This window comes from Pseudomonas sp. NPDC089428 (assembly GCF_044749325.1).
Classification (GTDB): domain Bacteria; phylum Pseudomonadota; class Gammaproteobacteria; order Pseudomonadales; family Pseudomonadaceae; genus Aquipseudomonas.
Map to the genome: position 1 here is coordinate 515,941 of NZ_JBIVHT010000001.1, position 20,921 is coordinate 536,861.

The window sequence follows — 20,921 nt, forward strand, 5'->3', positions numbered from 1 at the left end:
CCTCAAATCAGAAGGTGTAATCCACGGTGGCGAAATACGACCGTGGTGCGCCCATCACCCATTGCTCGCCACTGAATATCGACGCCACATACTCCCGGTCGAACAGGTTGTTCACCTGCAACCCCAGCCGCACATCCGGCAGCACCTGCCAGCCGATGTTCGCATCGACCACGGTATACCCCGGTGCATGCTGGTTATTGGCAGTATCCGCATAGCGCTGATCCACATACCGTGCGCCAATCCCGGCTTCCACCTGCTGGCCAAAGCCCTTGCTCAACCACAGGTTGGCCGTGCGCCGCGGTACATTGGCCGGCCGGTTGCCGGCACGGTCCTGGGCCACGCCATCGACCACCTCCTCGAAGTCATCGAACTTCGCCCGCACCAGCGCGGCATTGGCCGACACCTGCCACTGCTGCCCCAGGGCCAGCTCCAGCGACATCTCCAGGCCATCGGAGGTCTGCTGCCCGGCCTGCTGCGCCTCGTGGGTGATCGGGTCATCCACCAGCAGCTTGCGCTTGACGATATGGAACGCCGCCAGCGTCCACTCGACACGGCCCTCCCAGAAGCGTTGCTTGAGGCCCAGTTCGGTCTGCTTAGCCTCGGTCAGGTCGTAGTGCATCTGCGTCGGGCTGAGGCTGACCAGGTTGTCCACGCCGTCCTCGCTGGTGGAGTACTGGCCGTAGAGCGACAGGTCGTCGCTGACCGCGAACACCAACCCGGCGCGCCAGTTGCCGCCTTGCAGGCTGCGGTCGTTGCGGCTGCCGTCGACCAGGTTGTCGCGGTCGATATGGTTCTGGTCGCGGCGCACGCCAGTCACCAGCGACAGGCGTTCGCTGAGTTGCAGGCGGTTCTCGGCGAACAGGGCGAAGGTGTGGGTGCTGGACAGCGTCTGCGGGCGGGTCGGCGAATCGCTGTGGAACCCGCCAGGGCTCGGCTGCCACGGGTCGATGAAGTCGCCGCCCACATCGTTGTAGGGCCGGTTGCTGTCGACGTTGAAGCGCACCTTGTTGTACTCGACACCGACCAGCGTCTTGCTGGCCAGGCCAAGCAGGCTGTGGTCGAAGCTGAAGGTCTGGCGGTCGCCGACCTGCTCCTGGTTGTGCTTGATCTCCAGGTAGCTCTGGCGCTCCAGCTGCTCGCGCCCGGCGTCCCAGCTGTAGTTCTCGGCGTTGCGCCAGTGGCGGCGGCTCTTGATGTAGTAGAGCTGGTTGCTGGCGCTGAGGTGGTCGTTGATCGCCCAGTCGGTGGTGAAACGGCTCCACTCGTCGTGGTAGCGCTGTACGTCGTTCTGGATGTTGTAGTTCTTCTTGCGCAGGCTGCTGCGGTAATGGCCGTCGATCAGCGGCGTGCCGTAGTAGTTGGCGGGCTGGGCGTCGCCGCGCTCGTGAGCCAGGGTGAAACTCAGGTCGTCGCTGGCATCGAAGCGCAGTGCAGCACTCAGGGCCAGGCTACGTGAATCGGTGCGGTCGACCCAGCCGTTGCCGGCCTGCTGGTTGAGGGTCAGGCGATAGCTCAGGCGCTCGCTGAGGCTGCCACCGCTGTCCAGGCCGAGCTGCTGGCGATCCCACGAGCCGTAGCCCAGGCGCAGGCGGTTATGGATGTCGCCGGTGAACGGTTTTTTCGGGATCACGTTGATCACCGCCCCGGTGGCGCCTTCGCCATACAGTACCGAAGCCGGGCCGCGGATCACGTCGATCTGCTCGACCATCCACGGGTCGACCGGGAAGGTCTGGGTGCCGGCCCCGGTGTACAGGCGCGCCCCGTCGAACAGGGTCATCACCGAACCATGGCCGGCGAAGCCGCGTGCCGACAGGCCGGTGCCGCCATCGCCTGGGTTGCCGATGAAGGTGATGCCGGGCGAGCGGGTCACGGCGTCTTGCACGGTGAGGTTGTTGCGCTGCTCGATCTGTTCGGCCGTGATGTTGCTGGTGCTGGCTGGGGTTTCCAGGGCACTGAGGTGCAGCCGTGAGCCGGCTTCGGTCGGCGTGGCCAGGTCGACGCGCTGTGGGTCACGGGTATCGGTGATGGCCGTGGAGGGGAGGTTCAGCACCGGTTCGTCGGCCAGGGCTGGCAGGGTAACGGCCAGGCAGGCCGCCAGGGGATGAAGCTTGATCAATCGGGACATGTCGTTCCACTGCTGCAGGAATGAATGGATCCCGGTGGAAAACACGCAAAGGCGCACCCCGTACGCAGGCGCACGCGGATACCGGCCTGCGCCCGCCCACCGCGGGTTGCCAAGTAGCGCTTCAGGCCGGTCTCCGGGCTTGCGAGGGTCGTGAGGCCTTCACCTTCCCATGCTGGCGCACAGTGGTGTGTCGAAGGCATCGCTCGCTTACCGTTGCGGGGGCAGCGCCGGACTTGTCGTGGACCACGACGCACCGGCTTCCCGTTTCACCCTGCGCACGGCGGCGCAGGACACCTGAAACTGGCGCGCATCTGACCATTGAATGGCCAGTGCGTCAAATGCGTGTGTCAGCGCCCGCGGCGGCGCGACACCCGTGCCTCGATGTTCTTGCGCCCGATCAGCAGCGGCGGCTTTTCCACCACTGGCTCATCGGCCAGCCACTTGTACATCACCAGGCAGTCGACCAAACCCAGGCGGGCATGGCGATAGGCTTTGGGCAGCCGGCCAACGGTCTCGAAGCCCAGCTTGGTCCACAGCGCCACGGCCACTTCGTTGCTCGCCACCACCGAATTGAACTGCAACGCCAGGAAGCCCTCCTGGCGCGCCAGCTTCTGCGAGTGCTCGCACATCAGCCGGGCCACGCCACGGCCACGGGCGGCCTCGCAGACCATGTAGCCGCAATTGCCGACATGTGCGCCCGGGCCGGCGGCGTTGGCCTTGAGGTAGTAGGACCCGAGCAGCTCGCCATCCGCTTCGGCCACCAGCGTGTGCAGGGGCAGTTGCAGCCACAGCTGGCGTGCCTGCTCGAGGTTCAGCTCGGGGTCGAAGGCGTAGGTTTCGCGGGCCTGGACGATGGCCTGGAAGGTCGGCCAGAAACGCTCGAAGTCCTCGGGCGTCATGGGGCGGATGTGGATCATGGCGGTTCCTGCAATGGCTAGGCCGCCAAGTCTGGGTGGCGCGGCGCCGTCGCGCAAGGGCGGCGACGCCGCTTGCCTTCAGCCGTTGGCCTTGCCCACCGCATCCATGGCGCGGGCCGAGTAGACCAGCGCGGCCCCGGCGTTCATCGCCACGGCCACACCCAGAGCCTCGGCGATTTCCTCGCGGGTGGCGCCGTGCTTGACGGCTTGCTGTGAGTGCACGGCGATGCAGCCGTCGCAGCGGGTGGTGACGGCCACGGCCAGGGAGATCAGTTCGCGGGTCTTGGCGTCGAGGTGGTTGGTCTTGGCACCCGCGCCGCTGGCGGTCATGTAGCCGGCCACGGTGTCGGGGGACAATTGCTTGAGATCGCCGATGCCGGCCATCAACTGCTTACGGTAGGCGTCCCAGTCCATCATGCTCATCGTCTTCACCTTGGGGAGGTTGCGGGAGGAGCTTTCAGGCTAGTCGAATTTGCGCCTGTCGCCGGCAGCCGGTGACAGGCGCAAGGGGGCCATCAGATGTAGACGAACACCAGCACCAGGGCTGCGACCACCAGCCACTTCTCCAGGTAGTAGCGCATGCGGTTGCGCTTCTTCAGCGCCTTGCCACGCTCGCGGATCTTGTAGATGCGGGTGAACAGGCGGTTGATGCCGCCGGTCTTGTCGCCGGCATCGTTGGGTGCGGCGGCAGCGGCCATGACGTTACGGCTGAACCAGCGGTTGAACGCGGTGGCCCAGCGATACTTCAGCGGGCGCTCGATGTCGCAGAACAGGATGATGCGGTTGTGCTCGGTGGTGTTGGCTGCATAGTGGATGTAAGTCTCGTCGAAGACCACGCCCTCACCATCGCGCCAGGAGTATTTCTCGCCGTCCACATCGATGTAGCAGCCGTCATCGTTGGGCGTGTCCAGGCCGAGGTGGAAGCGGTACGAGCCGGCATACGGGTCACGGTGACGGACCAGCTTGGCGCCCGGTGGCAGGGTAGCGAACATCGCCGCCTTGACCGTGCCGATGCCTTGCAGCAGTTCGGTGGTGCGTGGGCACAGGGTCATGGCCGACGGGTGGCTTTCGCCGTACCACTTCAGGTAGAAGCGCTTCCAGCCGGTCTTGAAGAACGAATTGAAACCGACGTCGTCATAATTGTCGGACTTCTTGATCTCGCCCACGTGCAGCAGTTGCTGGGCTTCGGCTCGGATCTCCTGCCAGTGGTCCTTGAGCGGCTGCAGCTCGGGGAACGCCTCGACCGGCAGGTAGGGCTTGGCCGGGTGCTTGGAGAACAGGTACAGGAAGCTGTTGACCGGGGCCAGGAAGCTGGAGTGGTCGCCCAGCTGACGGGTCAGCTTGTGGCGTACCCGACCGCGCAGGTGAACATAGGCGATCGAGAGGACGAAGATCAGTACGAGTGCAATTTTCATGGGCGGACACGTGTCAGAAGTGGCCATTTGCGATGGCTAAGCCCGCCAGCATAAACAATCGAAAGGATGCTTTGTAGGAAAAGTTGCACGGTCATGGCAGACCTTGGTACAGCTTGCGCTTGTGCCAGGCCTGCCATGAGAACCATGTCGTGACCTTAGCGGTCAAGGGTTACGCTAAAGGATGTGCTCGCTACGACGTGCTCTTTCCCCTTGTAGACAAATACTCCGTCCTTGAACGAGCCGGAGAGTGTGCCGGCCTGCTCATCCCACACGAAATCGCCCGTGACACCCTGCAGATCGACCAATCCGGAGTCGATGATGAAGAGCGGCCTATAGATAGCTATAGGATCGCTTGGGTAGATGAACATCCTGAGCCCCTGCGCAGAGTTACCTTCCATTTGAGTCGCAGATAGCAGGTAGCCATCGTCATCAATGCACGTGAGGCTGATCTGGTCTGCGATAAGGTTGCCCATTGGTAATGCCGCAGGTGTGATAGTGGCCTCGACGCGACTGCCCAGATTGCCGCTTTCGATAGTGAAGGACACTTCACCGCTTGTGACCTTTACTTCTTCTGCCTCAAAAGAAAACGCCATGTTCAGCATACCGCTGACGGGGTTCCAGCCAACGATTTCCACCTCACCGGAAGTCGCTTTGATAACACCATCAATGGTCTCGAACGAGGCACGGACATTCTTGTCTTCACCAATTTTGAACCGCTGGCCTGACACGGCTTGGTGAGCAGGGAATGACAGACTGATTCTGCTGCCGTCGACTTCGATATTGCCATGTACCCCGGCAAAAGACCGCTGGCCATTCAGATCGAGGCTATCGAGTCGGTCAGCGATGAATTGGCTTTCCGCGCCGCGGAAATGGACTTTCGCGGTCATGAGGTTTGCTGAAATTTGCTGCTCGCGGATGTTGCTCATGGTTGATGTTCCTGCTGTTTGTTTGAGGCGTCAGTTTCAACTGGGCCAACGTCTTGAACTACTCGCAGAGTTACGAGGTGACCGTTGCGCTACCCTGTGATGTCGAGTCGAGTGAGAAGTCAGGGAGTATTTATGCAACGCGAGTCGAAAGGCCGTGATCAACCGTTCAAGCGCCTGTTCTTTGCACTGCCACTGGGTGACGATCAGCGACGCGCTATCGCCCAGTGGCGACGCGGCTTGAACCTGCGCAGCGGCAAGCCGGTGCCCAGTGACAATTTTCATCTGACTTTGCAGTTTCTCGGTGATGTGGATGCGGCTCAGGTGCCTGCCATTTGTGCGGCGGTAGACAACCTGGCGCGGCCGGGTGCGCCATTGCGTTTGCTGCTGGATCAGCTGAAAACCTGGCAGCGCGCCAATGTGCTGGTGCTGGAACCGCAGGAAACGCCCGCCGCCTTGCGCCAACTGGTTTATGGCTTGCAGCAGGCGTTATTGCCCATGGGGTTCGAAGAGCAGGCCCGTGAGTACCGTCCGCACCTCACCTTGTCGCGGGATTTTCGTGGCCAGGCTCCGGAGGCGGGCGTGGCGCCAGAGTTCTTCCTCACTGCCAGGCATTTCACCCTGTACGAGTCGCGCAAAGGGCGATACTGGCCGCTGGCGCAGTGGTCTTTGGCGGATTAGCGCCGGGCGGGTGATCTGGTTGAGGGCCTGTGGGGCGCCTTTGGTTGTTTGTCGCTTGTGAGATCGAGCGCCGCGCGGGCGGCGCTTGATCTCCCAGGCGACAAAACTCCCATGCCAAACCCCGCGCAGCACAAGCCGTGATACCCGTCAGACCGGCAAGCTCTGGTAAGGCAGTTCATCCCCAGGGCTGCGGGCAAACTGGCGCTTGTACTCGCGGCTGAACTGCGAGGTGCTCTGATAGCCCACCCGGTGCGCCGTCTGCGCCACCCCCAACCCTTCCCCGATCAGCATCTGCTGCGCCTTGAGCAGACGCAGGCGCTTGAGGTACTGCATCGGTGCCATATCGGTGCAGCGCTTGAAGTGCTCGTGGAACGTGGACACGCTCATGTTGGCGCGGGTGGCCAGCGCTTCGACGCTTAGCGGCTCGGTGTAATGTTCGCGCAGATGGGCGAGGGCCGCACCGATGCGGGCGAAGTGGCCCTGTTGCTCGACCAGCGCCCGCAACACCCCGGCCTGGGGGCCGCGCAGGGCGGTATACAGCACCTCGCGAATACGCGCCGGGCCCAGCACCTTGGCGTCCACCGGGTCCTGCAGGCAGCGCAGCAGGCGCTCCACTGACTCACGCATCGGTGCATCGAGCGCCGCCGAGGTCATCGACTGTGGCGTCTGCGCCTGTACTGCCGGGTCGGGTGCCAGGTCCATGCTCTGCACCAGCTCGCCCAGCACACCGCGGTCGATGTCCACCGCCACGCCCAGCAGCGGCTCGTCGGGGGTGGCAAAGGTCTCGCACATGAACGGCACCGACAGCGCCTGCACCAGGTAATGCCCGGCACCGTACTCCAGGGTACGCGGCCCCAGGCGCGCCAGTTTGCTGCCCTGGGCCAGGATCATCAGGCTCGGCTCGTAGATCTGCGGGCTGCTGGCCACGTAGTGGTCCCAGCTCAGTACCTGAACCTGGGCCAGGTGCGTGGGCACGAAGCCCGGGCGGGTGGCGAGGATGCGGATCAGCGCACACAGCGGGGCGTTGGCGTCGACGTGGCGGGTCAGTTGCATGATGAACCAGGGCAGAGAATCAGACAGTGTCATCATCGCAGATTGGCCGCTCAGCGCCAGATGCTCGAGATCAAGTCCGGAGGATCAGGCATGGATGCCGGAGAATCAGCCGTGGGCGGGGAGGGCGCTGGCGAGCAGAATGTGTGGCCTGAATCGTTTCACTTCCCTGTGAGGTCCCCCATGTACACTGCCATCGGCTACGCCGCCCAAACCCCGACCAGCCCCTTGGCCCCCATGACCTTCGAGCGCCGCGCACCGCGCCCGGACGACGTCGCCATCGAGATCCTCTACTGCGGCGTGTGCCACTCCGACATCCACCAGGCGCGCAACGAGTGGGGCATCGCCGTGTACCCGCTGATGCCTGGCCACGAGATCATCGGCCGGGTCACCGCCGTGGGCGACAAGGTCACATCGCACAAGGTCGGCGACCTGGTCGGCGTCGGCTGCATGGTCGATTCCTGCCGCCACTGCGAAGCCTGCGCCAAGGACCTGGAGCAATACTGCCTGGAAGGCCCGACCATGACCTATGCCACCCCGGACCGGGTCGATGGCAGCAATACCATGGGCGGCTACTCCAGCAGCATCGTCGTCAGCGAGCACTTCGTGGTGCGTATTCCGGCCGGCATGGACCTGCCCAGCGCGGCGCCGATCCTCTGCGCGGGCATCACCACCTATTCGCCGCTCAAGCACCATGGCGTCGGCCCCGGCCACAAGGTCGGTATCCTCGGCATGGGTGGCCTGGGCCACATGGGCATCAAGCTGGCAAAGGCCCTGGGCGCCGAAGTGACCTTGTTCACCCGCTCCCCGGCCAAGGCCGAGGAAGCTCGCCGTCAGGGCGCCGACCACGTCATCGTGTCCACCGATGACCAGCAGATGCGTGCCGCCGCCGGCCGTTTCGACTTCCTGCTCGACACCATCCCGGTGCAGCACGACCTCAACCCGTACCTGGAAACCCTGAAGTTCGACGGCGTGCACATTCTGGTCGGCCTGATCGAGCCGATCGACCCGGCCGTACATGCGGCCAACCTGGTGCTCAAGCGTCGGGTGCTGGCCGGTTCGCTGATCGGCGGCATCGCTGAAACCCAGGAGGTGCTGGATTTCTGTGCCGCGCATGGCATCCGTTGCGACATCGAGATGCTCGACATCCGCAACATCAACCAGGCCTATGAGCGCATGATCGCCGGCGATGTGAAGTACCGCTTCGTGATCGACATGGCCACCCTGCAGGGCTGATCGCTGCCCTTGCCGGCCTTTTTCGCAGGGCATTCCGGTGCGCGCCGCGGCCATGGTTGTGAGGCCCTGGCGTGACGCGTACCATGCGGGCAATCCTTCCAATAACAAACCCGTGCCTCAGCGCGGCCGATACTTGGCCCCTGACGCACGTCTTTTCGCCATGCCTGCGGAGAACAGCTTCCCACCCATGAACGGACCCATTCCTACCAACCTGCCCCCGACCACGGGGGGCGGCAGCTGGCTGAGCGTGATCGCCCTGGCCCTGGCGGCCTTCATATTCAACACCACCGAGTTCGTCCCGGTGGCGCTGCTCAGTGACATCGGCAGCAGCTTCGACATGACCACCGCGCAGGTCGGCCTGATGCTGACCATCTATGCCTGGGTGGTGGCGCTGGCTTCGCTGCCGATGATGCTGCTTACGCGCAACATCGAGCGCCGGCGCCTGCTGTTGTTCGTGTTCCTGGTGTTCATCCTCAGCCACTTGTTGTCGTGGTTGTCGCAGAGCTTTGCCATGCTGCTGGTCAGCCGCATCGGCATCGCCCTGGCCCATGCCGTGTTCTGGGCGATCACCGCGTCGCTGGCGGTGCGCGTGGCGCCGCCGGGCCAGCAGGCCAAGGCACTGGGGTTGCTGGCGACGGGCACGACCCTGGCAATGGTGCTGGGCATTCCGCTGGGGCGCGTGGTGGGCGAAGCGCTGGGCTGGCGCATTACCTTCCTCAGCATTGCCGGTGTCGCGCTGGTGACCATGCTGTGCCTGATGAAGTCGCTGCCGTTGCTGCCTAGCCAGAACTCTGGCTCGCTGCGCAGCCTGCCGATCCTGTTCAAGCGGCCGGCACTGGTCATCACCTACCTGCTGGTAACCCTGGTAATCACCGCGCAATTCACTGCCTACAGCTACATCGAGCCCTTTGCCCTGCACGTGGCGCAGATCGGTGGCGAGCGCACCACGCTGTTGCTGCTGTTGTTCGGTGGCGCGGGGGTATTCGGCTCGGTGCTGTTCAGCCGTTACAGCGACCGCTTCCCGCATGGTTTCCTGGTGGGGGCGATCGGTATGTTGGCAGCTTGCCTGCTGTTGCTGCTGCCGTTGTCCGGCAACTTCTATGTGTTCGCGGCGCTGAGCATGTTCTGGGGCGTGGCGATCCTCAGTTTCAGCCTGTCGCTGCAGTCCAAGACCCTCAAGCTGGCCTCCGATGCCACCGACGTGGCCATGGCGCTGTTCTCTGGCATCTACAACATCGGCATCGGTGGCGGGGCATTGCTGGGCAGTATCGTCAGTAGCCAGATGGGCGTGGCGGATATCGGCTGGGTTGGAGGCAGCGTGGCGGTGGTCGGTCTGCTGCTGGCCGTGGCCAGTACCCGGCGCTTTCGCGAAGCGCTTGGCCACTGATTTACCTGCATCGGACACTTCGCGGGCTTGCCCGCGATGAGGCCGGTGCAGGCTGGATCAGTTTCAGCTCAACACAGCAGCCCAGGCCGACACCAGCAGCAACCCGGCCAACCCCCGGTTGAACCACAGTAACCGCCCCGGCGCCTGCAACCAGCGCGCACTGCCTGCCCCCAGCAATGCCCACGCCGCCATGCACGGCAACGCAATCAGCAGGAAGACCAACGCCAATTGCCACACCGGCAACGACGGCGCGGCAAACACCCCGATCACCGCCACCGCCATCATCCACACCTTCGGGTTCACCACCTGCAGCGACGCCGCGCTCAAAGGCCCGAACGCGTTGCCCGACGACGCATCCAGCGGTTCACCCGCACCGCGCAACATGCCCAAGGCCAGCCAGCTCAGCCAGATCACCCCCGCCCAGCTCATGGCTTGCTGGGCCAGTGGGTGGCGCATCAGCAATTCACCCAGGCCCAACCCCACCAGCAGCACGACCGCCGCCGCCGAGCCGCAGGCCGCGAGTATCGGTGCCAAGCTGGCGCGCATGCCTTCGCGGGCGCCATGGGCGAGTATCAGCAAGTTGGTCGGCCCAGGGCTGATGCTGGCGACCAGAGCGAAGAGGATGAAGGGCAACAACGATTGCGACATGGTTAACGGCTCCGATTGATTAGAGCCCCATGCTCGCAGCGGGTCCCGCGTCAGTCTGGAAGGTTTGAGCAGCGGCGACGGTAGTCGGCTGGGGTCAGTTGATAAGCGCGCCGGAACCAACGCCCCAGATGGCTCTGGTCGGCAAAGCCCAGGACCATGGCCACCTCGGCGGGGGTCTGGCCTTGGGCGAGCAGGCGCCGGGCGCGGGTCAGGCGCAGCTGGATCAGATAGGCGTGGGGCGCCAGGCCGAAGGCGGCCTTGAAGGCCCGGGTCAGGCGGAAGCGGTCGACCCCGCAGGCCTGTGCCAGCTGCTCCAGGCCGATGTCCTGGTCAAGGTGGGCGTGCAGGTAGTCGCGTGCCCGCTGCGCGGTCAGCGGCAGGCGCGGGTCGGGGTTCAGGCGCTTGCGCCAGTGCAGGTGGCGGGTCAGGCAACTGAGCAGGTCATCGGTGGCGGTTTGCCGCACGATGCGCAGCTCCGGGCCATGCACGGCCTGGAATGCCCGGGCGACGGCGCCGACCAGGCGCGCATCATGGCACAACGGCTCGGCGATGCTGGGCAGGCTGTCGCTCGGTGCCTGTTCGAACAACGTGCGCAGTTCAGCCTCCAGCCAATGGGGCTGCAGGTACAAGGTCGAGTAGGTAAAGCCTTCGGCGGTGGGCGCCTGGCCGTTGTGGATATCGCCAGGCTCGAGCAGGAACACGTGCCCCGGCGTGCTGTTGTGGCGCACCTTTCGGCAATCGAATTGCTGCACGCCCTGCTCGGTGAAACCCACCAGGAAGCTGTCGTGCCAGTGCGGGTCGTAGGCATGGCCGACAAAATGCGCTCGGACCGACTCGATGCCGGTGACGGCGTCTTGCTTGAGGTCGATCCAGTTGCTCATGGCGAGGTGGCCACTGACGGGTAGGGCAGTTCACCTTACCCCAGATGCCCCAGGGGGGTTAGAACAATTGTGCAGGCTGCAGCGCGGTAAAACGCTCGCGCAGCCACAGGTGCAACTGTGTCACCGCAGGCGACAGCTGCTTGCGGTGCGGACACACCAGTGTCAACGGCGAGACTTCGCCCTGATGGTCCGGCAGCAGGACTTCCAGCTCGCCGGCGGCGATGTTGGCGCTGACGTCCAGCCACGACTTGTAGACGATGCCTTCACCCTCCAGCGCCCAGCGCCGCACCACGTCGGCGTCATCGCTGACCAGCGGCCCGCGTACCTGTACGGTGCGGTTGCCAAGCTGCCATTTGTCGAACACGCGGTTGTGTTGCAGGTACAGCAGGCAGTCATGCTGTTGCAGTTCATCGGGCGTGCGGGGGCGGCCGTGGCGGGCCAGGTAGCCGGGCGATGCCACCACCACGCGGCGGTTCCAGGGTGCCAGCGGCAGGGCGATGTAGTTGGCGTCCTGGTTGAGGCCATAGCGGATGGCGATGTCCACCGGGTCGCGGCTGAAATCGGCAATCTGGTCGGAGAGGAAGTAGCGCAGGTTCAGGGCCGGGTGCTCGCGGCGAAACGCGCTGAGCCAAGGCAACAACAGGTTGCGGCCAATGTCGGAAGGCGCCGATACCTGCAATACCCCGCGCAGGGTGCTGTGGCTGCCGTGAAGCTGCTCGTGGCCCTGGCGCAGGGTGTCCAGCACGCGCTGGGCAGTGGGCAGGTACAACTCGCCCTCGGCGGTCAGGCGCAGGCTGCGGGTGGTGCGGGCGAACAGACGTACGTCGAGGTCGCGTTCCAGGCGCTTGATCGCGGCGGCCACTTGCCCGGGCAGCAGGTCGGCTTCATGCGCGGCGGCGGTGAAGCTGCCCAGTGCGCTGCTGCGCACGAACAGTTCGAGGTCGGTGAGACGAAGCATTTTCACTCCATGGGTGAAAGTGTTGCTCCATTTTGCCGGTTTTTCTTATCAGCAGGAAAGATAAGATGCGCGACAAAATCACTGGAGTTGCAGCATGGATACCGTCTCCCTGGCCAAGCGCCGTTACACCACCAAAGCCTACGATGCCGCCCGCAAGATCCCTCAGGCCACGGTCGATGCCTTGCTTGAGCAGTTGCGCCACAGCCCGTCTTCGGTCAACTCGCAGCCCTGGCATTTCATCGTCGCCGACAGCGCCGAAGGCAAGGCTCGCCTGGCCAAAGCCACCGATGGCCGTTTTGCCTACAACTCGCCAAAAATTCTCGATGCATCGCACGTGATCGTGTTCTGCACGCGCACCGAGATGACCGAGGCGCACCTGAATGCGGTACTCGACCAGGAACAGGCCGATGGCCGCTTCCGTGACGAGCAGGCGCGTGCAGCGCAGAACCAGAGCCGTCGCGGTTATGTGGACCTGCATCGTTTCGATCAGAAGGACCTGCAGCACTGGATGGAGAAACAGACCTACCTTGCCTTAGGGACCGCATTGCTGGGTGCCGCGGCGCACGGTCTGGATGCCACGCCGATCGAAGGTTTCGACAGCAAGGTTCTGGATGCCGAGTTGGGGCTGCGTGAGCAGGGCTACAGCAGCGTGGTGGTATTGAGCCTGGGTTATCGCAGCGAGGCGGATTTCAATGCCGGGCTGAACAAGTCGCGTCTGCCGGCTTCGACGGTGTTTACCTTCCTCTGAGAGGGCGGTGGGGCCTGGGGTGGTTGCCGCGGGTCTTGCAGCGCCTGTGAGATCGAGCGCCGCCCGCGCGGCGCTCGATCTCACAGGCGCAGAAGATGTGGCGGCAGGCACCTGACCCTACCAAAGTGCCGCCGAAGCCGCAGTCAAAGCCCGCCCGAACACCGCGATCGCCGTGTCCACCTCGGCCTCGCTGGTAAACCGCCCGATACTCATGCGCACACTCTTGCGCGCCCGCACCTCATCCAGCCCCAGCGCTAACAGCACATGCGAAGCCGCGTTACTCGCCGAGTTGCATGCCGAGGTGGTCGATAGTGCCAGTTCACTGGCCAAGGCCATGCTGTTGAAACCGTTAGCCTCGATGCACAGGTTCAAAGTGTGAGGAATGCGCTGCATGGCGCAGCCATTGAGGCTGACGCCAGGCAATGCCAGCAACCCCTCACGCAAGCGCTTGGCCAATTGCTCGATACGCTGGTGCTCGCTGTCACCCGGCTCACCGGCCAAGGCGAAGGCGCTGCCCATGCCAACGATCTGATGCGTCGGCAAGGTACCCGAGCGCAGCCCTTGCTCATGCCCGCCACCGTGGATCTGCGCCCGCATCAGCTCACGGGCGCGAGGCCCGACATACAGCGCGCCGATGCCTTTTGGCCCATACACCTTGTGCGCCGAGAACGACATCAGGTCCACCGCCATCGCCTGCAGGTCGATCGCCAGCTTGCCGACCGCCTGGGCCGCATCCACATGCAACAAGGCGCCATGGGCGCGGACCCGTTCGCCGATGGCGGCAAAATCGGTAACGGTGCCCAATTCGTTGTTCACGGCCATCAGCGACACCAGGCGGGTATCGGCGCGCAGGGCCGCCTGCACAGCGTAGGGCTGGATCAGGCCGCTGGCGTCCGGCGCCAGACGGGTGATGGCCCAGCCCTGGCGCTCCAGTTCATTGACGGTGTCGAGCACGGCCTTGTGCTCGAGCTGGCTGGTGATCAGGTGGCCCGGCTGGATCATGCCCTGAGCGATGCCCTTGAGCGCCAGGTTGTTGGACTCGGTGGCGCCGGATGTCCAGACGATATCGTCGGCTCGGGCGCCGACCCGCTCGGCCACTTGCCGACGAGCCTGCTCGACCACTTCGCGTGCGGCCTGGCCGTAGACATGGCCACTGGACGCGGGGTTGCCGAAGTTCACTTGGCGACCTAGACAAGTGAGCATGGTTTCGATGACCCGGTCATCGACCGGAGTGGTGGCAGCGTAGTCGAAATAGAGAGGGGCGCTAGGCATGGGGCGGGTCCGTGCAATGTTGCCGTGGTGTCGGCAATCGTTGCAGCAAGCGTACGCGCTAGAGTGAAAATGAATTTATCCTTTATGCTGCCTGATTGCAGTTTCTGGAGAATATTTTTCTCTATTAATAGATCAAGATGGAATAGATTTTCACCTTGTGGGCCCGCAACGAGCCCACACAGCTTCGCGTGGGCTCAGGCAGTCTCCAACGCACGCTCCTCTTCAGCCACCACACGCTCGCACAATTCGATGATCTGTTCGCGCATCCAGCGGTTGGCGGGGTCCTGGTCGGTGCTTTCGTGCCAGTACAGGTGTGTTTCCAGCGGCGGCACCTCCACCGGCAGCGGCTGGAAACGCAGCTGGTGACGGCGGGCGAAGCGCTCGGGCACGGTCATGGCCATGTCGGTCTGCTGCAGTACCTGCGACGCCATCAGGTAATGCTGAGAGCGCAGCGCGACCTTGCGTTGCACGCCCATCTTGCCCAGTGCCAGGTCGACATAACCCAGGCCGTTGCGGCGGCTGGAGATATGGATGTGAGTCATGCCCAGGTAGTTGTCGAGGGTCAGCTTGGCATCCGCCAGCGGGTGGCCCTGGCGCAGGGCGCAGACGTAGCGGTCCTGCATCAGTTTGACATGGCGCACTTGCGGGTCGGTGTTCAGCGGCGCGTCGACGGCGAAGTCCAGGCGCCCGGCGGCCAGTTCCTTGGTGGTTTCGCGGCGCTTGCACAGGAAGCTTTCGATCAGCACCGCCGGGGCCAGGCGCCGCAGGCGCTGGAACAGCGGCGGCAGGATCACCGCCTCGGTGAGGTCGGTCATGCTGATGCGGAAGGTCTTGTTGGCCTGCTGCGGGTTGAAGATGCGGCTTTCCTGCACCGAGGTGCGCAGCAGTGCCAGGGCATTGCGCACCGGGCCGATGATGTTCTGGGCCATGGGTGTGGGCACCATGCCCTGGGCGGTACGTACGAACAGCGGGTCGTTGAAGGTTTCGCGCAGCCGCGACAGGGCATTGGACACCGCCGGCTGGGTGATGCCGACGATCTGCCCGGCGCGGGTCAGGTTGGCTTCGGTGTAGATCGCGTCGAAGACGATGAACAGGTTGAGGTCGACCTTGCTGAGGTTCATGGCGCCGCTCTTTGTTGGAATTATTGGCCGATCATATATCGGTTATGAATGTTTATACACGCGGAAAATAGACTAGGTAGATCGAGGCCGGCTGCTCTAGGCTCTGCCCATGTACTTCGAACCGTGAAGGTAGCCCCGATGGATTTCGCCTATTCGCCCAAGGTCCAGGCACTGCGTGAACGCGTCAGTGCCTTCATGGATGCTTATGTCTATCCCGCTGAGGCGGTGTTCGAGCGCCAGGTCGCCGAGGGCGACCGCTGGCAACCCACCGCGATCATGGAAGAGCTCAAGGCCAAGGCCCGGGCCGAGGGTTTGTGGAACCTGTTCCTGCCGGAGTCGGAATACGGCGCCGGCCTGAGCAACCTGGAATACGCGCCACTGGCCGAGATCATGGGCCGTTCGTTGTTGGGCCCGGAGCCGTTCAACTGCTCGGCGCCGGACACCGGCAACATGGAAGTGCTGGTGCGCTACGGCAGCGAAGCACAGAAGCGCCAGTGGCTGGAGCCGCTGCTGCGCGGCGAGATCCGTTCGGCATTTGCCATGACCGAACCAGACGTGGCGTCTTCGGACGCCACCAACATGGCTGCCACTGCCGTGCGTGACGGTGACGAGTGGGTGATCAACGGCCGCAAATGGTGGACTTCTGGCGCCTGCGACCCACGCTGCAAGGTGATGATCTTCATGGGCCTGTCGAATCCCGATGGTCCACGCCATCAGCAGCACTCGATGGTGCTGGTACCGACCGATGCACCGGGGGTGAAGATCGTTCGGCCATTGCCGGTGTTCGGTTACGACGATGCGCCCCATGGTCATGCCGAAGTGCTGTTCGAGAATGTGCGGGTGCCGTATGAGAACGTGATCCTCGGGGAGGGGCGTGGTTTCGAGATCGCCCAGGGCCGCCTGGGCCCGGGCCGCATTCACCATTGCATGCGTTCGGTCGGCATGGCCGAGCGGGCATTGGAGCTGATGTGCAAGCGCTCGGTCGAGCGCACGGCCTTTGGCCGGCCGTTGGCGCGCCTGGGCGGCAATGTCGACAAGATCGCCGACTCGCGCATGGAGATCGACATGGCGCGCCTGTTGACGCTCAAGGCGGCCTACATGATGGACACCGTCGGCAACAAGGTCGCGCGCAGCGAGATCGCGCAGATCAAGGTCGTGGCGCCGAACGTGGCGTTGAAGGTGATCGACCGGGCGATCCAGATGCACGGCGGGGCCGGGGTGAGTGGTGATTTCCCGCTGGCCTACATGTATGCCATGCAACGTACACTGCGGCTGGCTGATGGGCCGGATGAGGTGCATCGGGCGGCGATCGGCAAGTACGAGATCGGCAAGTATGTGCCGGTGGAGATGCTGCGCGGCGGAAGGTGATGCAAGCCTGCTCGGGCCTCTTCGCGGGTTAAACGGGGCGTCGAACCGCCGCGAAAAGGCCGGTACGGACTCATTGGGTTTTGAGGTCAACCACCAGATCCTTGGCCGCCTTGGTGGCCAGTACCGTCATCAACTTGCTCATTTCATCCTGACGCCCCACGCCAGTGTCTGAACCACCCATCATCACGCTTGGCACGGGCGCCCGTGCTGCTGCTTCGGCCCAGACGCGGTTGATCTGTACCAGCGCGTCCAGCTTGGTCTGCAAGGCCCCGTCCGCCTTGAGCGAGGCCTCGCGGGCATGCGCCTCGGCGTCGGCGGTGATCCGGGTGGCTTCGGCGGTGACCCGGGCCTTGTCGCGCAGCAGCTCGGCGGTCTGCTTGTCGATTTCGGCGCGGCGTTTTTCCCGCTCGGCGTTGATCAGGGTGAGCTGCTTTTCGGTCTCGGCTGCGGTGGTGCGCTCGATCTGCTGGCGCAGGCTTTCCTGGCGCTTGGCTTCGACATCCTTGGCACCACGGGCGGACACCAACTGCTTCTCTTCTTCTTCCTTGAGCCGGTTCTGCCGCGCCACCGCCAGTTCCGCCAGTGCCTGTTGCACCCGCACCATGCGCTGCTGGTATTGGGGGTTCGGGTCGATATGGGTTACCCGGGCATCGGCTACCTCGACACCGAATAGGCGGAATTGCTGCTGTTTGCGTAACTCCTGGCCGTCCTTGTCGAGCTTTTTCTCGATGACGAAACGGGTCGCGCTGTTGTCGCCGAAACTGCCTTGCTCGGTGCCGGACTGCAGGATCGCTGTCTGCGCGGGATAGTTGTCGCGCTGCACGCGGATTTCCTTGCGGCTGGTCAGGTACAGGCCGTTGCGCAATTGATTTTCGAACTCAGCACCAAAGTGGCTGCGATTACCGGCGTAGTAGTCGTCTGCGCTCATCAACGAGGCCGTGGCCTGCAAGGTTTCCTTGACGGCTGGCAGCAAGGCGCGCTGCAGGAAGTTGTCCGGCGTGCGGTACTCCTGGGCGATTTTCAGGAAGGCCTCGCCCGAGGGCAGGCGGAATTGGGTACTGAACTCGGCCTTGGCGTCGACGTTGCCGAGGAACACGATGGGCAGGTTCTCGATGGCTACCGCGGGGTGCCCGCTGCGGTTGTCGTCCTGGCTGTCCACCTGCAACGCCGACTGTACCCCGATGGTGCGCCGCCAGGCGGTACTGCGGCCGAACCACTTGGTGGCGTAGCCCACTTCCTCGACCACCTTTTCCTCGCCGAATATCGTGCGCACGTGGGTCATCTGGCCTGCTTCGTTGTAGAACATCACCGCATTGAACAGGACGGCCAGGACGCCTCCGGTAATCACCAGTATGGCAACTGTGGCAATGAGTTTGCGACTTACGCGTAATTGGGTGAGGTCAGGTATCGGAAGTTTTTGCATGGGGCACTCCTTCAGGGGGAGTGTGCATGCTGGCTAAGTCTGGAATCGATGGACAGTCAGGGAAGCCAACTGATGCTGTAGGAACTTTCCATCAGCCTGATGCGGAAAATTCTTCAGGGCTGGTTGAAAGAACATTCACTCTCACATCGCGATGTCAGCCATCACAAGTAATCCCTGTCTGGAACAGATGAGTCCGGGGCAGCGGGAGACTCTGTGAGTAAGAAATGATTGCAACTCAGACCCGCATCTGCGGGTCTTCCTCTTTCTTCACCGCCTTGTCATTCCCGGGCGCTGCCTGCTCCAGCTCGGTGCTGGCCAGCGTGGTCTGCTCCCCCCGCGTCTTGATCAACGAAACCACCACCCCACCCAGCAACAACCCGAACGTCACCCCCAACGACAGCAATGCCGGCACCTTGCCCACCATGCCGTGGTAGAAGATCTTGCAGCCGATGAAGATCAGCACCAGCGCCAGCGCGTACTTGAGGTAGACGAACCGGTGCATCAGTGCCGACAGGGCAAAGTACAGCGAGCGCAGGCCGAGGATGGCGAAGATGTTCGAGGTGTAGACGATGAACGGGTCCTGGGTGATGGCGAAGATGGCCGGCACGCTGTCGACGGCGAACACCAGGTCGGCCAGCTCGATCAGCACCAGTGCCAGGAACAGCGGTGTGGCGTAACGCAAGGCCTTGCTGGCACCAGGTGGCGTCAGGCGTACGAAGAAGTGCGAGCCGTGGATCTGATCGGTTACACGCATGTGCCTGCGGACGAATTTCAAGATCGGGTTGTTGGCCAGGTCGGGGTGGCTGTCTTCCTTCGACAGGGCCATCTTCACCCCGGTGAACAGCAGGAAGGCGCCGAATACATAGAGCACCCAGGCAAAGTTCTGCACCAGTGCCGCACCCACGCCAATCATGATCGCACGCAGGAACACCACCCCGAGAATGCCCCAGAACAGTACCCGGTGCTGATAGCGGCGGGGGATGGCGAAAAAGCCGAAGATCATCGCCATGACGAACACGTTGTCCATCGACAGCGACTGCTCCACCAGGAAACCTGTGTAGAACTCCAGTGCCGACTGCGCGCCCAGTTCATGCCAGACCCACAGGCCGAACAGCACGCCGACGCTGAAATAGCCCGAGTACAGCAGCAGGCTCTCGCGCATTTCGATCTCGCGGTCCTGGCGGTGCAGCACGCCCAGGTCCAGCACCAGCAAACCGATGACGATGGCCATGAATACCAGCCACAACCAGGTGCTGGTGCCAAGAAATGGGGTGGTGAGGAATGTCTGTAGAGCTGCCATGAGCCCCTCCTTGATAGTCGACGTTGCCATGTGAAGATCGCAACAGTGATCCGACATCACGGCTTGGCAGCCGTCAGAGGGGCCCGGTATCACGTGAGCTTGAGCCTAGACCCGTTTGCCGGTGATGCCGAGTTTTGAGCTGTTACATTTCTTTGCCTTTCAGTAGACCCAGACTTCCACCCGTCGGTTACGCAAGCGGCCTTGTTCGCTGTCATTGCCGGCGATGGGCAACTCATCGCCCATGCCGGTCACCTCCAGCACCTCGACGCCACCGCGTGCCAGTTCGCGGCGTACGGCCTGGGCGCGCAGGCGCGACAGCAGGGCTGCACGGCCAGGCGTTTCCTTGGGGTCGCCAAAACCCACCAGCACCGCCTTGCTTTGCAGCTTGCCGGCCTGGCGCAGGTATTCGGTGACCCGCTGCACATCGCGCAGGGCCTTGTTGTCGAGGCTGGCACTGCCTTCCTGAAAACGGAAGTTGACGCTCAAGCGCTGCGCCTGCTGGGCCAGGCTGCGGTAGCGCGGTGGCATGTCGGCCTGCGTCGGTACCGGTTGTGCGCTGACCTGCTGTGAGACGAAGCCCTGCGCGGCGACGATGGCCTGGCCGGCCGGGCTCTGGGCGAAGTCCGCCAGCGCTCGGGCCTGGGGCTTGGCATTGGCGGGCAGATAGAAGTACAACCGCCGTGACAGCGGGTAGTCTTCACTGGCCACAAGCTGGCGGTCCGGCAACAGGGCTGGCGCATCGCCTTCGGCCACCGCCAGTACCTTGGCCCTGTGCACGGCCGCCAGGCTGCTGAAACCGATGGCCTGGCGATCGCTACCGACCCGTTCGGCCAGTGCTTCGCTGGACTCGAAGCGCTGCGTCTGGCTCGCCAGCTCGCCATGCTGTGGTTCCAGCACCAGCGCCTTGAAGGTCTCATAGGTCCCGGAGCGGTCATCCCGCGCATACAGGTGGATGGCGCCGCCCGCCACGCCAAGTTGCTCCCAGCGCTGGATCTGCCCGGAGAAGATCTGCGCCAGCTGCTGAGTGGTCAGCTGTGGCAACGGGTTGTCGGGGTGGACGATGACTGCCACGCCATCCAGGCCGATGACCTGCTCGGCGCTGGCCGAGCGCAGGTCACCCAGCGCCTCGAGCTGGCGCACCTCGGCGTCGCTGATGGGGCGTGAGGCCGCAGCCAGGTCGGCATTGCCATGGCCCAGTGCGGCGAAACCGGTGCTGGAGCCATGCGCGGCGATGTCGATGCGCAGCGCTTGGCCCTGGGCATCGCGGGCGGTGATTACGGTCTCGTTCGCAACTGCGCCAGGTGACTGTCGTACATCAGTCGCCTTTAGCGCCCATAGTTGCCCCTGCACCAGCGCCGGCAACAGAGCCGCGCCAATGGTGTTGGACCCTTGCACACGCAGGTGGCCCGCCTCGGCCAGGGCTGTCAGCGGGAGCAGGGGAAGCAGCAGGAGCAGCAGGCGGAACATG

19 protein-coding genes and 1 riboswitch are annotated in these 20,921 nt (G+C 63.7%); of the genes, 5 read left to right on the forward strand and 14 right to left on the reverse strand.

The annotated features are described in order from the left end of the window. Positions 1-7: 7 nt before the first annotated feature. From ACIPZ5_RS02670 to ACIPZ5_RS02690, 5 genes are all read right to left on the reverse strand, one after another. Positions 8-2,125, reverse strand: coding sequence for a TonB-dependent receptor (locus ACIPZ5_RS02670; RefSeq protein WP_400806499.1), 2,118 nt, complete (start codon positions 2,123-2,125; stop codon positions 8-10). 106 nt (positions 2,126-2,231) lie between these two features. Next, positions 2,232-2,438, reverse strand: a riboswitch (cobalamin riboswitch). A 34-nt stretch (positions 2,439-2,472) separates the two neighbouring features. Next, on the reverse strand, positions 2,473-3,042 hold the full coding sequence (locus ACIPZ5_RS02675) for an N-acetyltransferase (protein WP_343595086.1): 570 nt from the start codon (positions 3,040-3,042) through the stop codon (positions 2,473-2,475). Positions 3,043-3,120: 78 nt separating this feature from the next. After that, entirely contained in the window at positions 3,121-3,465 is a 345-nt protein-coding gene (locus tag ACIPZ5_RS02680; RefSeq protein ID WP_027919898.1) for a carboxymuconolactone decarboxylase family protein, read from the reverse strand. 92 nt (positions 3,466-3,557) lie between these two features. After that, on the reverse strand, positions 3,558-4,457 hold the full coding sequence (lpxO, locus tag ACIPZ5_RS02685) for a lipid A hydroxylase LpxO (RefSeq protein WP_085674219.1): 900 nt from the start codon (positions 4,455-4,457) through the stop codon (positions 3,558-3,560). Positions 4,458-4,612: 155 nt separating this feature from the next. Beyond that, the gene (locus tag ACIPZ5_RS02690) at positions 4,613-5,383 is read right to left on the reverse strand and encodes a hypothetical protein (RefSeq protein WP_400806503.1); all 771 of its coding nucleotides are present in this window, start codon (positions 5,381-5,383) and stop codon (positions 4,613-4,615) included. Positions 5,384-5,515: 132 nt separating this feature from the next. Between ACIPZ5_RS02690 and thpR the strand changes: the two genes are divergently transcribed. Then, the gene (thpR, locus tag ACIPZ5_RS02695) at positions 5,516-6,061 is read left to right on the forward strand and encodes an RNA 2',3'-cyclic phosphodiesterase (protein ID WP_400806504.1); all 546 of its coding nucleotides are present in this window, start codon (positions 5,516-5,518) and stop codon (positions 6,059-6,061) included. 147 nt (positions 6,062-6,208) lie between these two features. Here the strand turns inward: thpR and ACIPZ5_RS02700 are convergent, their stop codons facing one another. After that, on the reverse strand, positions 6,209-7,114 hold the full coding sequence (locus ACIPZ5_RS02700) for an AraC family transcriptional regulator N-terminal domain-containing protein (protein WP_400806505.1): 906 nt from the start codon (positions 7,112-7,114) through the stop codon (positions 6,209-6,211). A 180-nt stretch (positions 7,115-7,294) separates the two neighbouring features. Between ACIPZ5_RS02700 and calA the strand changes: the two genes are divergently transcribed. Then, positions 7,295-8,347 (forward strand): vanillin reductase, encoded by a 1,053-nt coding sequence (gene calA / locus ACIPZ5_RS02705; protein ID WP_261940542.1) that lies wholly within the window; start codon positions 7,295-7,297, stop codon positions 8,345-8,347. Between the two features lie 187 nt (positions 8,348-8,534). After that, on the forward strand, positions 8,535-9,734 hold the full coding sequence (locus ACIPZ5_RS02710; protein ID WP_343595099.1) for a sugar transporter: 1,200 nt from the start codon (positions 8,535-8,537) through the stop codon (positions 9,732-9,734). Between the two features lie 63 nt (positions 9,735-9,797). Here ACIPZ5_RS02710 and ACIPZ5_RS02715 read toward each other — a convergent pair whose 3' ends face one another. Genes ACIPZ5_RS02715 through ACIPZ5_RS02725 form a run of 3 tightly spaced genes read right to left on the reverse strand, consistent with a single transcriptional unit; the run spans position 9,798 to position 12,221 of the window. After that, entirely contained in the window at positions 9,798-10,382 is a 585-nt protein-coding gene (locus ACIPZ5_RS02715; RefSeq protein ID WP_343595101.1) for a LysE family translocator, read from the reverse strand. A gap of 50 nt (positions 10,383-10,432) precedes the next feature. Next, positions 10,433-11,263, reverse strand: coding sequence for an AraC family transcriptional regulator (locus tag ACIPZ5_RS02720; protein ID WP_343595103.1), 831 nt, complete (start codon positions 11,261-11,263; stop codon positions 10,433-10,435). Positions 11,264-11,321: 58 nt separating this feature from the next. After that, positions 11,322-12,221 (reverse strand): LysR family transcriptional regulator, encoded by a 900-nt coding sequence (locus tag ACIPZ5_RS02725; RefSeq protein WP_343595105.1) that lies wholly within the window; start codon positions 12,219-12,221, stop codon positions 11,322-11,324. A gap of 94 nt (positions 12,222-12,315) precedes the next feature. Here ACIPZ5_RS02725 and nfsB point away from each other — a divergent pair, with 94 nt between their 5' ends. Beyond that, on the forward strand, positions 12,316-12,969 hold the full coding sequence (gene nfsB, locus ACIPZ5_RS02730) for an oxygen-insensitive NAD(P)H nitroreductase (RefSeq protein WP_261940537.1): 654 nt from the start codon (positions 12,316-12,318) through the stop codon (positions 12,967-12,969). A 117-nt stretch (positions 12,970-13,086) separates the two neighbouring features. On the opposite strand, the gene ACIPZ5_RS02735 is transcribed toward nfsB, so the two are convergent. Together ACIPZ5_RS02735 and ACIPZ5_RS02740 are read right to left on the reverse strand one after the other, a co-directional pair. Further along, positions 13,087-14,241 carry an aminotransferase class V-fold PLP-dependent enzyme gene (locus ACIPZ5_RS02735; protein WP_343595108.1) on the reverse strand — a complete coding sequence of 385 codons (1,155 nt, stop codon included), beginning with the start codon at positions 14,239-14,241 and terminating at the stop codon, positions 13,087-13,089. Positions 14,242-14,435: 194 nt separating this feature from the next. After that, positions 14,436-15,362 (reverse strand): LysR family transcriptional regulator, encoded by a 927-nt coding sequence (locus tag ACIPZ5_RS02740; protein WP_343595110.1) that lies wholly within the window; start codon positions 15,360-15,362, stop codon positions 14,436-14,438. Between the two features lie 138 nt (positions 15,363-15,500). On the opposite strand from ACIPZ5_RS02740, the gene ACIPZ5_RS02745 reads away from it, so the two are divergent. Next, positions 15,501-16,730 carry an acyl-CoA dehydrogenase gene (locus ACIPZ5_RS02745; RefSeq protein WP_400806510.1) on the forward strand — a complete coding sequence of 410 codons (1,230 nt, stop codon included), beginning with the start codon at positions 15,501-15,503 and terminating at the stop codon, positions 16,728-16,730. Positions 16,731-16,800: 70 nt separating this feature from the next. Here the strand turns inward: ACIPZ5_RS02745 and ACIPZ5_RS02750 are convergent, their stop codons facing one another. The 3 genes from ACIPZ5_RS02750 to ACIPZ5_RS02760 all read right to left on the reverse strand — a co-directional run bounded on the left by ACIPZ5_RS02750 (position 16,801) and on the right by ACIPZ5_RS02760 (position 20,920). Continuing rightward, entirely contained in the window at positions 16,801-18,153 is a 1,353-nt protein-coding gene (locus ACIPZ5_RS02750; protein WP_400806512.1) for an SPFH domain-containing protein, read from the reverse strand. Between the two features lie 235 nt (positions 18,154-18,388). After that, entirely contained in the window at positions 18,389-19,453 is a 1,065-nt protein-coding gene (locus ACIPZ5_RS02755; protein WP_343595116.1) for a TerC family protein, read from the reverse strand. A 159-nt stretch (positions 19,454-19,612) separates the two neighbouring features. Then, positions 19,613-20,920 carry a substrate-binding domain-containing protein gene (locus ACIPZ5_RS02760; RefSeq protein ID WP_400806515.1) on the reverse strand — a complete coding sequence of 436 codons (1,308 nt, stop codon included), beginning with the start codon at positions 20,918-20,920 and terminating at the stop codon, positions 19,613-19,615. Position 20,921: the final 1 nt, after the last annotated feature.